Annotated in this window: 16 protein-coding genes; 7 read left to right on the top strand and 9 right to left on the bottom strand. The window is 44.9% G+C overall.

Annotated features, from left to right (window positions below; all coding sequences use genetic code 11):
- Positions 1–109 precede the first annotated feature (109 nt).
- The gene (locus tag ACIQXU_RS13225; protein WP_402954320.1) at positions 110–1,615 is read left to right on the top strand and encodes a leucyl aminopeptidase; all 1,506 of its coding nucleotides are present in this window, start codon (positions 110–112) and stop codon (positions 1,613–1,615) included.
- A gap of 36 nt (positions 1,616–1,651) precedes the next feature.
- Here ACIQXU_RS13225 and ACIQXU_RS13220 read toward each other — a convergent pair whose 3' ends face one another.
- Positions 1,652–2,050, bottom strand: a complete 399-nt coding sequence (locus ACIQXU_RS13220; protein ID WP_402871049.1) for a YuzC family spore coat inner layer protein — start codon at positions 2,048–2,050, stop codon at positions 1,652–1,654.
- Between the two features lie 241 nt (positions 2,051–2,291).
- Here ACIQXU_RS13220 and ACIQXU_RS13215 point away from each other — a divergent pair, with 241 nt between their 5' ends.
- From ACIQXU_RS13215 to ACIQXU_RS13195, 5 genes are all read left to right on the top strand, one after another.
- Positions 2,292–3,041, top strand: coding sequence for a GTP cyclohydrolase II (locus ACIQXU_RS13215; protein WP_402954312.1), 750 nt, complete (start codon positions 2,292–2,294; stop codon positions 3,039–3,041).
- 15 nt (positions 3,042–3,056) lie between these two features.
- Positions 3,057–4,151, top strand: coding sequence for a bifunctional diaminohydroxyphosphoribosylaminopyrimidine deaminase/5-amino-6-(5-phosphoribosylamino)uracil reductase RibD (gene ribD, locus ACIQXU_RS13210; protein ID WP_402989990.1), 1,095 nt, complete (start codon positions 3,057–3,059; stop codon positions 4,149–4,151).
- Positions 4,152–4,172: 21 nt separating this feature from the next.
- Positions 4,173–5,267, top strand: a complete 1,095-nt coding sequence (locus tag ACIQXU_RS13205) for an FAD-dependent monooxygenase (RefSeq protein ID WP_402989987.1) — start codon at positions 4,173–4,175, stop codon at positions 5,265–5,267.
- A 16-nt stretch (positions 5,268–5,283) separates the two neighbouring features.
- On the top strand, positions 5,284–5,850 hold the full coding sequence (locus tag ACIQXU_RS13200) for a 5' nucleotidase, NT5C type (RefSeq protein ID WP_402871341.1): 567 nt from the start codon (positions 5,284–5,286) through the stop codon (positions 5,848–5,850).
- 162 nt (positions 5,851–6,012) lie between these two features.
- Complete coding sequence (locus ACIQXU_RS13195; protein ID WP_402871057.1) at positions 6,013–6,405, top strand: hotdog fold thioesterase; 393 nt, start codon at positions 6,013–6,015, stop codon at positions 6,403–6,405.
- A gap of 52 nt (positions 6,406–6,457) precedes the next feature.
- On the opposite strand, the gene mnhG is transcribed toward ACIQXU_RS13195, so the two are convergent.
- The 7 genes from mnhG to ACIQXU_RS13160 are packed head-to-tail and all read right to left on the bottom strand — an operon-like array spanning position 6,458 to position 12,180.
- Positions 6,458–6,796 carry a monovalent cation/H(+) antiporter subunit G gene (gene mnhG / locus ACIQXU_RS13190; RefSeq protein ID WP_402954303.1) on the bottom strand — a complete coding sequence of 113 codons (339 nt, stop codon included), beginning with the start codon at positions 6,794–6,796 and terminating at the stop codon, positions 6,458–6,460.
- Positions 6,780–7,016, bottom strand: a complete 237-nt coding sequence (locus ACIQXU_RS13185; protein WP_402871344.1) for a Na(+)/H(+) antiporter subunit F1 — start codon at positions 7,014–7,016, stop codon at positions 6,780–6,782. The genes mnhG and ACIQXU_RS13185 overlap by 17 nt, the downstream gene beginning before the upstream one ends.
- A gap of 47 nt (positions 7,017–7,063) precedes the next feature.
- Positions 7,064–7,540, bottom strand: coding sequence for a Na+/H+ antiporter subunit E (locus ACIQXU_RS13180; protein ID WP_402871061.1), 477 nt, complete (start codon positions 7,538–7,540; stop codon positions 7,064–7,066).
- A gap of 6 nt (positions 7,541–7,546) precedes the next feature.
- The gene (locus ACIQXU_RS13175) at positions 7,547–9,028 is read right to left on the bottom strand and encodes a Na+/H+ antiporter subunit D (protein WP_402989984.1); all 1,482 of its coding nucleotides are present in this window, start codon (positions 9,026–9,028) and stop codon (positions 7,547–7,549) included.
- Entirely contained in the window at positions 9,021–9,362 is a 342-nt protein-coding gene (locus ACIQXU_RS13170) for a Na(+)/H(+) antiporter subunit C (protein ID WP_402871066.1), read from the bottom strand. Before ACIQXU_RS13170 ends, ACIQXU_RS13175 begins: the two co-directional genes overlap by 8 nt.
- Positions 9,362–9,784, bottom strand: coding sequence for a Na(+)/H(+) antiporter subunit B (locus ACIQXU_RS13165; protein WP_402871069.1), 423 nt, complete (start codon positions 9,782–9,784; stop codon positions 9,362–9,364). Before ACIQXU_RS13165 ends, ACIQXU_RS13170 begins: the two co-directional genes overlap by 1 nt.
- Positions 9,781–12,180: a Na+/H+ antiporter subunit A gene (locus ACIQXU_RS13160; protein WP_402989981.1), complete on the bottom strand. Its 2,400-nt coding sequence runs from the start codon at positions 12,178–12,180 to the stop codon at positions 9,781–9,783. The genes ACIQXU_RS13165 and ACIQXU_RS13160 overlap by 4 nt, the downstream gene beginning before the upstream one ends.
- A 316-nt stretch (positions 12,181–12,496) precedes the next feature.
- Between ACIQXU_RS13160 and ACIQXU_RS13155 the strand changes: the two genes are divergently transcribed.
- Positions 12,497–13,069 carry a DUF5366 family protein gene (locus ACIQXU_RS13155; protein WP_402871073.1) on the top strand — a complete coding sequence of 191 codons (573 nt, stop codon included), beginning with the start codon at positions 12,497–12,499 and terminating at the stop codon, positions 13,067–13,069.
- A gap of 77 nt (positions 13,070–13,146) precedes the next feature.
- Here the strand turns inward: ACIQXU_RS13155 and ACIQXU_RS13150 are convergent, their stop codons facing one another.
- Complete coding sequence (locus tag ACIQXU_RS13150; protein ID WP_402989979.1) at positions 13,147–13,404, bottom strand: SunI/YnzG family protein; 258 nt, start codon at positions 13,402–13,404, stop codon at positions 13,147–13,149.
- Between the last annotated feature and the right edge of the window lie 3 nt (positions 13,405–13,407).

Raw genomic sequence — 13,407 nt, 5'->3', positions numbered from 1 at the left:
TCTTGTTTAAATGAATGAAGCGGGCATTTCAAATCCACTTTGTGCATTGAATTCGGAAATTTCGGGGAATTTGGTTATAATAGGAGTATTCGAATGGAGGCGTATCAGAATGTTTACAGTGAAACATACATTAAACTTAGATGTTACGGAAGAATGCCTGTTAATGGGTGTGTTTGATCGGCCGATTAAATTCACGGGGATTGGGCAGGAAGCGGATGAGAAATTATCGGGACATCTTACACAATTGGTGAAGGATGGTGATATCTCTTCCAAGAAGAAGTCCATCACTAAAATACATACTTTAGGAAAATTAGGCGTAAAGAGGCTGATTTTTGTCGGTCTAGGGAAAGAAAAAGAACTATCTTTTGAGACTTTAAGGGAAGCTTTAGGGAAGGCCCGCAAAGTGGTGGCTGAATCAAGGCTTACCACAATCAGCATCGCTTTGGACACCTTCACGACTGAACAGTTGGACGCACTGGATGCGGCGCATGCATTCTCCGAGGCATTTGAGCTGGCAGGCTATAAATTTGCCGGGTATAAACAGAAATCGAACCAGATAGAAAAAAGTTTGGAAGCCATCACGGTTTATAGTGAGTGCCAAACGGATGAAGTGGGAGCGGCCCTACATGTCGGCCGTGTGTTTGGGAAAGCGACGAATTCAGCGAGGACGCTAGTTAATACACCTGGGAACTTACTGACTTCCACGGATTTAGCGAACTATTCCATGGAATTGGGGGACCGGTATGGATTCGAGGTTGAAATCCTCGAGAAGGAAGACATGCTCAAGCTTGGAATGGGTGCTCTTCTAGCGGTCAATCAAGGATCGGTCGAACCACCGAAAATGATCGTCCTCAAATATCAGGGAAAAGAAGAATGGACGGATGTAATCGGGTTGGTCGGAAAAGGAATTACCTTTGATACAGGAGGTTACTCATTAAAAACGAAGGCTGGAATCGTTGGAATGAAAACGGATATGGGCGGTGCAGCGGCCGTCTTGGGTGCGATGGAAATCATCGGGGAATTGGGCCCGGATCAAAATGTCGTTGCCGTCATTCCTTCTACCGATAACATGATCAGTGGAAATGCATTTAAACCGGATGATGTGATTACCGCCATGAGTGGTAAAACCATCGAGGTGCTGAATACGGATGCCGAGGGACGGCTTGTATTGGCGGATGCCGTGACATATGCGAAACACCATGGTGCGGAATACCTTGTCGATGTTGCCACCTTAACGGGTGGTGTTATAACGGCCTTGGGCAATGATATGACAGGTGCCATGACCAATAACGTGGAATTCTATGAACAAGTTCAAAAGGCCTCTGAGGAAGCCGGTGAGCCAATGTGGCGCCTGCCGATTACCGAAAAGGATAAAGAGCGTGTGCGTAATAGTAAGATTGCGGATTTGAATAATTCGCCGGGAGGAGCCGGGCATGCCATCATGGGTGGTGCCTTTGTCGGTGAATTTGCCGAATCGACCCCATGGGTCCATCTCGATATTGCGGGAACATCCACGACAGCGAGCGCAAATGAACTGGGTACGGCCGGGGCGACTGGAGTCATGACCCGTACCCTTGCCCTTCTTGTGGAAACATTCAATCCGGGCAAGAACTAGGATCGATGCCGAAGCCGGAAAGAGGCTTCGGTTTTTTCATATGTTGCTCCACTTCAAACTGATGATGACATGGCAATTTATCTCTCCTTTTTTCGGATAAAAATCAAAACGGATGCCATCGGGATTGTACTTGATATCTGGTTCGTTTTTAATACCTGTCTTTTTGATCATGTCGGTGACGGCAGCCGTTTTCGATTCTTGGGCGGCGGACATGAGCCGTGTCGAAAATGGTTTGGACGAGGCAATCATATCCACTACTTTTTTTGCATCATCCATTAACGATTGCGAAGATTTAGCCGATTGAATCAAGAGGTCGGGGTTTCCGGCGGAGAAAGGGCGAAGCAGCGGATCTACCTGATTGCGATAAGGCATTCCCCAATCACGGTTTCTCTGGAAAAAATCTTGGTCGAAAAAAAAATAAGGGATATCAGCCAAAGGTTTGCCTCCCTTTCCTATGTCTTTCCATAGACAGGTTTATTATATAGGTTAAAATATGAGTGGATGTAGAAGATTATGATAGTGTTTTAGAAAGCCGTTTTTCTTACTTGGAAAATAGAAAGAAGTGTACACTATTATTTGTAAAAATCCTCGCTTGGTAGTATACTTAAAATACTTGCTTACCTTAAGTAAGTAGCGAGACCGTACTATATAAAACTAAAAAATAGGTGATTTTACTATGAAAATAACAAAGCAAATAAAAGACCTTTTAATAGATAAAATGAACATCCTGAAAACACCGGGTAAAGATGATCTATGCCTGGTCGGTCCCGTGAATCTCCCTGTTAAGCAAGGTGACTTTTCGGCTGTCTTCCAATGGTACACCTGGCTTCAGCTTGATGGCGAGGATAATGTTGAAGAAGCAGTGCTCGAATCGCTTTCGACTGCCAACTTGGCTTTTGGCCAGCAATCTTCGGTATTGGTGTATGGTGATTTTGAGAAAGCGGAGGATGCACTCGTCCGTATGCACAGCATCTGCCATACGGGGGATATATTCGGCAGTCAACGTTGTGATTGCGGATACCAGCTTCACCAATCGATGAGGATGATTGCCGACGCCGGAACCGGCGCCATTTTTTACCTTGCGGATCATGAGGGAAGAGGTATTGGCTTATTTACAAAATCATTGGCTTACTTGCTTCAGCAAGAAGGATTTGACACCGTTGAAGCGAACCATGCTTTGGGATTCGAAGATGATACAAGATCTTATGAAGGAGCGATCACGGTGTTGAAAGCTCTGCGTCATAAACCCGTAACGCTGATTACGAATAATCCTAAAAAGCTGGCAGCGCTTAAGGAGCATGGCTTGACGGCGAAGAATCATATCCCGCTTTGGGGTGGTTTGACTGAAACGAATAGTTTCTATCTGGATACAAAAATCAAGAAATCCGGGCATATCCCACTAGAGGATCCCACTGTAATTGTGTGAAGGGGAGCTGTGATGATGAATAATGATCAATATTACATGAAACTGGCTTTGGACCTAGCGGGCAGTGCTAAAGGGAAGACGAACCCGAACCCCATCGTCGGGGCTGTTATTGTGAAAGACGGCGTGATTGCCGGAACAGGGATTCACCGCAAAGCCGGTGAACCGCATGCCGAGGTCCATGCATTCAAAATGGCGGGAGAGTATGCCAAAGGTGGAACTTTATATGTGACGCTTGAACCTTGTTCCCATTATGGGAAAACACCACCATGTGCGAACTTGGTGAAGGAATCGGGAATTAAACGGGTCGTAGTGGCCATGGAAGATCCCAACCCGGAAGTTGCAGGGAGAGGAATCGCGCTTCTTAAAGAGGCAGGCATTGAAGTGGAAGTGGGCATTTTGGAAAAAGAAGCACGAAGGCTGAATGAACGCTTTATCCATAATATGACGACAGGGCGGCCTTTTGTCCTGTCCAAATTTGCGATGACGCTCGATGGGAAGCTGGCGACCCACACTGGACATTCGAAATGGATTACAGGGGAAGAATCCCGTCACTCGGTCCACTTGCTACGTAATGAGGTCGATGCAATTTTAGTCGGCATCGGAACGGTCCTGGCCGATAATCCATCCTTGACGACCCGGCTTCCTGAAGGCGGGGGAAAAAATCCGGTCCGCATCATTTTGGATAGTGAACTCCGCGTACCTCTAGATTCCCATGTCTTACAGGTAGAAGAAGCGAGAACGGTCATTGTCACGCATGAAAATGCCTCGTTGGAAAAAATCGCCTCCCTAAGCGAAAGAGGAGTCGAATTCATCATGGTCCCCAAAACAGAAGCAGGGTTGGATTTGGAGATCCTGATGGCCGAACTATATAAAAAGGGGATAACGGATGTCTTGCTTGAAGGCGGAAGCGAGGTAAATGCTTCATTCTTAAGGGCAGGACTCATCGATAAATATCTAATCTATGTAGCTCCTAAACTATTGGGTGGAAGAAACTCACTTACTCCTTTTTCAGGGGACGATGTAGATCAAATGGATGAAGCCTTGGATGTTTCCATCTCTCATGTTGATACGTTTGGGGAAGACATCCGCATAACGGCTTATCCAAAATAAAATAGACAACAGGTGAGAAGCATGATGGGTAAAACGGATGTTTGCATTGTTGGTTCAGGACCTGGAGGGGCGCTTTTAGCCTATTTATTGGCCAAACAGAACATTTCGGTCATCCTCCTTGAGCGAAATCAGGCAGTCGCACAGGAATTTCGAGGGGAATTCTTAAACGATGAAGGGGAGAGCATCCTTAAAAAGCTTGGCTTATTTGCGAAAGTGGAGAATCTGGGCCTGCTTAGAATGGAACAGATTGAATATTGGCAGGAGGGGCGACTGGTAAAAGAGATTTATCCGGACGCCCATCAAGATAATCTGGGCATTCATGTTCCGCAGAAGCATCTGTTGAAGGTGATCTTGGATGAAGCTGAAAAGTTAGATTCCTTCCACTTGATGCTGAACACGAGGGTGACAGATCTCGTCCAGGACAAAGAGGGGCGGTTCTGTGGAGTGAAAGCCGTTAAGGATGGGAGTGAATTCACCATTCAAAGCCGATTGATTGTCGGGGCGGATGGAAGGTTTTCAACGGTCCGGAAAAAAGCGAAAATCCCGGTTGAGGTCAAGAACCACGGCTATGATTTACTCTGGGCTAAAATACCGGCCCCTTACGGATGGAAGCCATCGATCAAGAATGCATTGGTCAATGGTTCCCAGTTGGCACTCTTCACTCAGGCGGGGGGTTTCATCCAAATCGGATGGAATATAGAACATGGTTCGTTCCCTCAGCTTCGGAAACAGCCTTTTGAACCTTTTATTGAAAAGTTGATCATGAATTTCCCAGAGTTACGGAGTGTGGTCCGTGAAAATATCCAATCCTGGCAGGACTTCATTTTATTGGACGTTCATAGTTGCTCATGTGAAACGTGGACCAAAGATGGTGTTCTGCTAGTGGGGGACGCGGCCCATACCATGACCCCCACTGGTGCTTTCGGACTCAATTGTGCCCTTGGGGACGCTGAGCTAGTGGCCCAACAAATTTATGAACACATCCTTCTGGGAGATAGCGGATTAACGGGACTCAAAAGGGCGGAGCCAAAAAGAAGAGCTTATATTGAAAAGCTACAGGCCTTGCAGGTGGACATGGAGAAATCTTTTGAATCCTTGTTTACCGCGTATGTTTAAATGGAGAGTGAAGAAGATGAGATTCGGTTTTGATATAGATGATACTTTGATTAATTTAAGGGAATATGCATTCCAGTTATATAATGAAAAGCTCAATAAAAATGTAGAGTTAACAAAATTCAAAGCCTTGAAAACCTTGGAGATTCATGAATTGTTCGAGATGAGTAAAGAAGAAGGCGGAAAAATGTGGAATAGCCTTGCCGAAGAAATCTATTATTCCTCGTGCCCGGCGTTTGAGGGGGCAGTGGAAGCATTACAGACCCTTGAAAACGAAGGACATGAAATCTTTTATATTACGGCAAGAAAAGCCGAGCATGGTGAACGGACGAAACAATGGATGATCGAGAATGGATTCCCTGTAAAGGACGACCATTTTTATTGCGGCATGAAAGACCATGAAAAAATTGAAACGATCAAGAAATTGGAGCTGGACTATTATTTCGATGATAAACCGGCCGTTTTGGAAACGTTGGTGGGCATTCAAACGAAGGTATATGCCATCGATAATTCCTATAACCGTGAGATAGAGTCCATCCCAAGACTGACAAACTGGTCGGAGCTGAAGCAGGTTATATCCAAGTAAGACAAGCATGTATATGAGATGGAGGATGACTGGAAGGTACCCGGATCATCCTCTTTTTTCATCAATAATGAATGGTTATTCATTTATATCTGTTATAACTCACCCAGACAAGGTAGAATGGTTTTAATGATAGAATTCTAAAATGAAAGGGATGGGTCTAAGATGGATATCAATGTGGAAGGTTCGTTGATTGGCGCACTTGGGATAGAAATGAAGGAATTGAGTAATGGGAAAGTCATTGCGACCATGCCCGTCGATGAACGGACAAAACAGCCATTTGGTCTATTGCATGGAGGTGCATCGGTCGCCCTGGCCGAGTCGGTTGCGAGCATCGGTGGTTTCCAGCTGGTCGACGGCACGAAACAAGCGGTCGTCGGGCTTGAAATCAACGCAAATCATGTAAGGGGTGTACGTTCGGGCCTTGTCACTGCAGAAGGGAACATCCTTCATCATGGGAGAACAACCATGATATGGGATGTGAAGATCCGGGATGAAGAAGGAAACCTGGTCTGCGTTTCCAGATGTACGCTGGCAGTCATCGACCTGCCAAAGTGAGAGTGAACAAAAAGGAGCTGCCGTTGGGTAAAACGGCAGCTCCTTTTTTGCTTCATCGGCTTTTCTTCAAATCATCCTGGACACTTTGATCCCACATTTTAACGCCAGAATGGTAGGCGGAGCGGTTGATCAAATGTCCGGCTACTGGACTGGTCATGAAGATGAAGATGATGGCTAGTACGACACGGAAATCGAAATGACTGTGCTTGTAATAAAAGTATAAGAGTGTCCCAATCAGGATGAACATGATCCCGAGGGTGGAACTTTTGGATACGGCATGATTTCGTGTATAAACATCAGGCAACCGGATAATGCCGAAGGCGGATACCAAGAATAGAAAGACACCGATCAAAATAAAGCCTGCAGAAAGAATTTCAGCGATTTCGGTCATTTTCGATGATCTCCCCTTTCTCAAGGAACTTGGCGAAAGCGACCGTTCCGATAAATGACAGGATGCCGAGCAACAGGATGGCTTCTAAATAAGCATTCGTATCCATGACGATGGATGCGAGCGCCACGAGAGCGATGAGGTTGATGCCCATCGCATCCAGGGCAATGACCCGGTCAGGAACAGAAGGTCCTTTAATTAACCGGTATAGAAACCCGAGCATGGATAGTGAGACACCGAGCAAAGCGATTTTAAGTAAAAGATCGAACATTATTTGCTCACCTCCATGATTGCTTTTTCAAATGTGTATTTAATGCTGTCGACGGCTTCTTCTTTATCAGCGATATCCATCGCGTGGATATAAAGGATGCGATTGTCTTCCGAAACCTCCACAACCAGGGTGCCTGGGGTCAGCGTGATTAAATTGGATAGGACGGTAATCTCCCAATCCTTCGTAAGCACGGTCTCGTATGCGAAGATACCCGGTTTCATATCGAGCCTTGGCTTAAGTATGACCTTAAGTACGCTAATATTGGATAACAGGAGCTCCCTGGCGAAAATGAAGAACAGCCGGATGACTGCATACACTCGGTTAAGATAAAAACGGCTGGTGAAAAAATGACGGAAGATAAACAGGATGCCAAGTCCTAAAACATAGCCAATGATGAAGGTGCTTCCGTTGAATTCATTTTTCAAAAACATCCAGATGATAGCCAGGAATACATTCAGTAAAATTTGAAAGGACATCAGGCATTACTCCTTTAAAACCGCATCGATATAAATATCGGGATTCATTAATGTGTCAACGGCTTGTGAAATATAGGGGTAAACCGCTTCTGTTCCCACTCCGTATAAGACGGAAATGGCGACAAGCAGGACCGCAGGGACAAGCATTGTGTTGACCGTTGCCTTACCTAGGGTATACGCGACTTTCGGGGTTCCCCAAAAACCGTGTATGAAAATTTTCATCACAGAATATAGGACCATCAAACTTGATAGCAAGACCATCGCCAAGCCAATATAGGCTCCTTTATCGGCTGCCCCTTGAAGAATCATCAGCTTGCCGGCAAATCCGCTGAATGGAGGGATTCCGGCCAGTGATATGGCTGCGATGAAGAAGGTCCAGGCAAGGCCAGGATATTGCTTGATCAATCCGCCCATATTCCGTAAATCATCAGAGCCACTGATCTTAATCATGATGCCCACCAATAAAAACAGTGCGGCTTTGATTAACATGTCATGAATGATGTATAAGATCGATCCGGATAAGGCTGGTTCATTCATCAACGAAATTCCGAAGATGATGACGCCGACGGCAATGATGATATTATAAATGATGATCTTTTTAACATCCCAATTGGCGATTGCACCGATGACTCCCATGATGATGGTTAAAATCGCCAGGACTTGGAGAAACATATGGGTGAAATCTTGGTCATGATGAAACATGAGTGTATAGGTCCTGAAAATGGAATAGACCCCGACTTTGGTCAGCAAGGCTCCAAATAAGGCCATCACGGGGATAGGCGGTGCATAGTAAGAACCCGGAAGCCACTGGAATAGCGGAAAAATGGCTCCCTTCAAGCCAAAGACGATCAAGAAGCCGATCGCGATGACCGATAGGATGGCAGGTTGTCCTGCCTCTGCTATCCGCTGACTCAGGTGTGCCATATTCAACGTGCCGAGCACCGAATACAGATAAGCGACCATGATGACGAAAAAGGAGGAAGAAAGAACATTGACGATGATGTACTTCAATGATTCCCTCAGCTGAATTTTCGTTCCTCCCAAGACAAGGAGTACGTAGGAGGCCATCAGCATGACTTCAAAAAAGACGAATAGGTTGAACAGGTCACCGGTAAGGAATGCCCCATTCACGCCAATCAGTAAAAATTGAAAGACAGGATAGTAATAATGGGCCTCACGTTCTTTCCCTATGGAGTAAAACGAGTAAACCAGTATCGCCAATCCAATGATATTCGTGGTCAGAACGAGTAAGGAGGCAAGCATGTCAGCGACAATCACAATACCGAAAGGCGCATCCCAGCTGCCGACTCCCAGTGTCAAGATCCCTTCATTATGAACGGAAAGGACCAAATAGATAGCAATCCCGATTCCGATGAGGGATGAAATGAAAGAAATCCCTCGTTGAAGCTTGATTTTTTTTGAAAAGAAAATAAGGATGATGCCTGTAAAAAGCGGTAATAAAACAGGCAAGAATGGTAGATTAATCATTTGTGTCGGTACCTCTCATTTCTTCCATATCGTCCGTCCCCAGTTCCTGGTAGGTCCGGTAGGCAAGTACTAATAAAAAGGAAGTGACACCGAAGCTGATGACGATCGCCGTTAAGATGAGAGCTTGTGGAAGCGGGTCAACATAAGACGTCGCCACATCCCCAAGCAATGGGACGGAACCTCCTTTTAAACCACCCATCGTTAAAATCAAAAGATGGGCCCCATGACTAAGCAACCCTGTACCGATGATGATCCGCAAAATGCTCTTGGATAGCATCAAGTAGGTTGCACACATAAATAGAATTCCTATGACAATGGCCATTAAAAGTTCCATTATTCACTCTCCCCTATCGTTTGAATAATGGTCATCGTTACACCAACAACCACGAGGTAAACGCCTAAATCAAAAAGTACCGCTGTATGAAGCGAGATGTGACCAAGGATGGGAAAATCGATATAACGGTACACATGAGTCATGAGCGGAACCCCGAACAGGAGCGAACCGGCTACAGTCAGGGCAGAGATGAATAAACCTGCACCTATCATCAGTTTATAGTCAATCGGCAAGATCTCCGCGACGGTTTTAATGTCATAGGCGAGTAAAAGAAGGACAATCGCCGCTGATGTCATCAATCCGCCGACAAACCCGCCCCCCGGTGAGTAGTGGCCGCCTAAAAAGATGGAAACGGAAAAAAGTAGGATAACAAAGGCCGCAACCTTTGTCACCGTTTGAAGAATCAAGTCATTTTGTTTCATGATTTATCTTTCCTCCCAGTCAGTCGCAATTTAATCATCGCGAAGATCCCGAGTGCTGCGATGGAAAGAACACTTATTTCAAACATCGTATCAAGTCCGCGGAAGTCAACGAGAATGACATTGACCACGTTTTTTCCTCCTGCTTCCTTATACGCATTTTCAAGGTAATAACTTGAAATGGAAGCAAATAGCTTATTGCTATGCGCTGATAAAGCAATCAATGTGACGATCACGCCAACGCCAATTGAAATCAAGGCATTATTCAACCTGAATGTCATCCGCTCTTCCTTCCTGCTTGCAAGTAATGGTAAATGGAAGAAACAGAGCAGGAAAAGCGCGACGGAGATGGTTTCAATGACAAGTTGCGTCAATGCCAAATCCGGTGCTCTAAGCAAGACGAAAAATAGGGAAATGGTATAGCCGACCGCCCCTAAGAGGATGATCGATGTTAAACGGGATTTCGCAAATAGAATGGCAATCGATCCAATCACGATGATAGCCGCCAAAACGACTTCATAGACGCCGAATGGAGCAAAGTTTCCTGTATCGAGTACAAAGGCATCTTTCCAGTAAAGGGAAAAGCCTAAGGAAAGGATGAAGAAAAGGAAAATCGAGAGCAGATAGTTTCGAATCGACCCTGTCATGAGAAACTTCATGATGGTAGATGCCGAGCGTTCCATCCCCTTTAATCCATGATCATAAAGGGAGTTCAATGAAAAACGGTCTGGCACTATCCGATAGATGCCGTTCCATTTGGATAACGTTTTGTATAAAATGATCCCTACCACAATGATTCCGATCGTCATCCATACTTCCGGATGGAAACCATGCCAGAATGCGATATGAACATGATAATCCGGGTCTGCCAAGCTTGGCTGTATACTCGCCACAGCCGGCTCGATGATTGACGAAGATAGTAGATTAGGGAAAATCCCGAATACAAGGACCAAAGACGCAAGGATAATCGGTGAAATCAACATGCCAATCGGTGCTTCATGCGGTTTCTTATCCAAATGTCGAAGTTTCCCTGTAAAAGGCTTAAGAACGACAATCATGCTGTAAATGAAAGTGAAAACACTAGCAACCCAAGCCACTACCGGGAATAACACGCCCCATGTCTCCATATTGAATATATCCAGTTCCAATACATTCACCATGGCAGCCAGGAACATTTCCTTACTTAAGAACCCATTGAACGGAGGAAGCCCGGCCATGGAAAAGGCACCGATGATGGCCACCGTAAAGGTGATGGGCATCAGCTGCATCAAGCCACCAAGCTTGCGGATGTCCCTTGTACCAGTTTCGTGGTCAATAATACCTGCCACCATGAATAGACTTCCTTTGAAGGTTGCATGGTTAATCAAGTGGAAGACGGCGGCCACTGTTGCGGCCAGGTATATATTGTCTCCCAGCGTGTCATAGTGAAGGGCAGCGGCTCCGATTCCCAATAGAGACATGATCAAACCAAGCTGACTGACGGTGGAAAAGGCAAGAATCCCCTTTAAGTCCGTTTGTTTCACAGCTGAGAATGAACCCCAGAATAAGGTGACCAACCCGGCAATCGAAACGAGCCAGAACCAGACACCGGATTCCGCAAACACCGGGCTTAGACGGGCAACCAGATAAATGCCAGCCTTGACCATTGTCGCGGAATGGAGATAGGCACTGACTGGTGTCGGTGCTTCCATGGCATCAGGTAGCCAGATGTGAAATGGGAACTGTGCCGATTTAGTGAAGGCACCCAGTAAAATGAGTAGAAGAGCAGGGATGAAAAGCGGATGATCCAACAGTTCGCTGCTTTGAGCTATCAGTTCCCTTATGCTGTAGGTGTTTCCCATGATGGAAAGGAGCACGATTCCCCCAAGCATGCTTAATCCGCCAAAGACGGTGATCAGCAGGGATTTTTGAGCTCCATAACGTGAGCGTTCCCTTTCGTTCCAATACCCAATGAGTAAAAAGGATGACAAACTTGTAAATTCCCAAAATGAATAGAGAACGATTAAATTGTCGGAAAGGACCACACCAAGCATGGCGCCCATGAATAGTAAGAGAAAGACATAAAACTGGTTCAGTTTTTCTTTTTCTTTTGATAGATAAAAGATGGAATACAAAATAACGAGTGAACCAATCCCCGTTATGAGCAGAGCGAACAAAAGACCTAGTCCGTCTACATAAAAGTCAATATGTATTCCTAGTGAAGGAATCCAAGTAGCCCGTTCAGTTATGGTCTCCCCTTGTTTGGTTGAAGAAATGAACCGGGAAAAATAGCTAAATAGAAGAACGGGTAAAATCAGTACAAACCAGCCAGTATGTATTCGACGTAAATACTTGTATAAAAACGGTATTAAGATGGCCAAAAGAAATGGTGATAATACCGCCCAATGAAGCAAAGACATAAACTCCCCCCTTATAAACGAAGTCATCGCCTTATTATGCATTTTTTTACACAATCCTAGACGGTAAAGTATCTTCGTTGAATGTGTTTTTTTTATATGTGTTACGTGTCATTCCTAAAAGTATAACCCAATTTTTGAGGGTTTGCATGACATAAGGAGCGAGGAATACTGATTGATATCGAGTTTTATATATAGGTAGAAAAGGAGCGTGAAACGGCTCAAAAAATATTTTCAGAGGGGTGCAAAGAGAGGAATATATGTAAAAATCCATTGTGAAATCCTTTTATATCTTGCATAATAATAGGATAAAAGATACATGGATGGAGAAAAAATGAAAAACACGTATTTACTTAGTTATTTCCCAATCATTGCGATACTACTGTTTAGTCTGTCCTTTGCGATTTATGGGGAAATGCAGGTGCTTATCTTATTCGGGAATTTAGGAATCTATCAAGGGATGTTGGAGTTCTTTTCCGAGACAGGAATTAAGCTTGCCTTGATGATTGTGTTGTTGTTGGTCATGTTCATGGTGTTTGCAGCGCTGAAGTTAATCTCGGACACGGTCATTGAGCTTTCCCTTCTATTCTTTTCCAAAGATTCGGATGGGAAAGCATTGACGAGCATCAGGATGGGGTCGGTCATTTATGTGATCGGCGGAGCTTGTTCATTGTTCAGCGTCCAATTCCTCCCGGGGCTCATTTCCATCTTCCTTATCACGAATGTCGTGGCCCTGATTTACTTTGTGTTTAAGTTAAGCTCCAGTGTGAATGTATCTGGGCTGGTCGGACTCATCTTCTTTCCCATCTTCGTATGGACCGCGTTAGTCGCCATCGTCGCTTATTCAGGGTTGAAGTTGTATAACAGCGTGATTGCCAGCCTACCGATATAGCGAATACTCATCCATATACGGAGAAAAGAGCTGCCGGGAACATCCGGCAGCTCTTTTCTCATCGTGTACTTGGTTCCTTATATGAGTGCGTTGATCTTGTTTTGTATGGAAGTGGCATTCGTTGTGAACAAGATATACGTATCAGATACAGTATGAAGCACGATACGATCCGTTGTAGCATATGGCGTGCCAATTCTGATCGCACGTTTATCTTCACCCGCATATGTATCATCTTGAGTCACCTTTATGATTTCGGAAATGGGTATTTCTATTGTGGATAGTTGCCATTTAATGAGTAAATGATCCTGTGATTTTTCAATTGCGATTCCTAGCATCAT

Origin of the sequence: Peribacillus sp. NPDC097284 (assembly GCF_044761765.1) — a bacterium.
Taxonomy (GTDB): domain Bacteria; phylum Bacillota; class Bacilli; order Bacillales; family DSM-1321; genus Peribacillus.
Note: the sequence above shows the minus strand (reverse complement) of the source record. Positions and strands in the feature narration are given on the sequence as shown.

Bases quoted from the DNA above. Each gene is read 5' to 3' on its own strand.
- ACIQXU_RS13150 (WP_402989979.1), bottom strand. From the start codon at position 13,404: ATGCTAGGAATCGCAATTGAAAAATCACAGGATCATTTACTCATTAAA.
- ACIQXU_RS13180 (WP_402871061.1), bottom strand. From the start codon at position 7,540: ATGTCCTTTCAAATTTTACTGAATGTATTCCTGGCTATCATCTGGATG.
- ACIQXU_RS13155 (WP_402871073.1), top strand. From the start codon at position 12,497: ATGGATGGAGAAAAAATGAAAAACACGTATTTACTTAGTTATTTCCCA.
- ACIQXU_RS13160 (WP_402989981.1), bottom strand. From the start codon at position 12,180: ATGTCTTTGCTTCATTGGGCGGTATTATCACCATTTCTTTTGGCCATC.
- ACIQXU_RS13170 (WP_402871066.1), bottom strand. From the start codon at position 9,362: ATGGAACTTTTAATGGCCATTGTCATAGGAATTCTATTTATGTGTGCA.
- ribD (WP_402989990.1), top strand. From the start codon at position 3,057: ATGAATAATGATCAATATTACATGAAACTGGCTTTGGACCTAGCGGGC.
- ACIQXU_RS13175 (WP_402989984.1), bottom strand. From the start codon at position 9,028: ATGATTAATCTACCATTCTTGCCTGTTTTATTACCGCTTTTTACAGGC.
- ACIQXU_RS13205 (WP_402989987.1), top strand. From the start codon at position 4,173: ATGATGGGTAAAACGGATGTTTGCATTGTTGGTTCAGGACCTGGAGGG.
- ACIQXU_RS13185 (WP_402871344.1), bottom strand. From the start codon at position 7,016: ATGCTCGGGTTTCTATACCGGTTAATTAAAGGACCTTCTGTTCCTGAC.
- mnhG (WP_402954303.1), bottom strand. From the start codon at position 6,796: ATGACCGAAATCGCTGAAATTCTTTCTGCAGGCTTTATTTTGATCGGT.
- ACIQXU_RS13200 (WP_402871341.1), top strand. From the start codon at position 5,284: ATGAGATTCGGTTTTGATATAGATGATACTTTGATTAATTTAAGGGAA.
- ACIQXU_RS13215 (WP_402954312.1), top strand. From the start codon at position 2,292: ATGAAAATAACAAAGCAAATAAAAGACCTTTTAATAGATAAAATGAAC.
- ACIQXU_RS13195 (WP_402871057.1), top strand. From the start codon at position 6,013: ATGGATATCAATGTGGAAGGTTCGTTGATTGGCGCACTTGGGATAGAA.
- ACIQXU_RS13225 (WP_402954320.1), top strand. From the start codon at position 110: ATGTTTACAGTGAAACATACATTAAACTTAGATGTTACGGAAGAATGC.
- ACIQXU_RS13165 (WP_402871069.1), bottom strand. From the start codon at position 9,784: ATGAAACAAAATGACTTGATTCTTCAAACGGTGACAAAGGTTGCGGCC.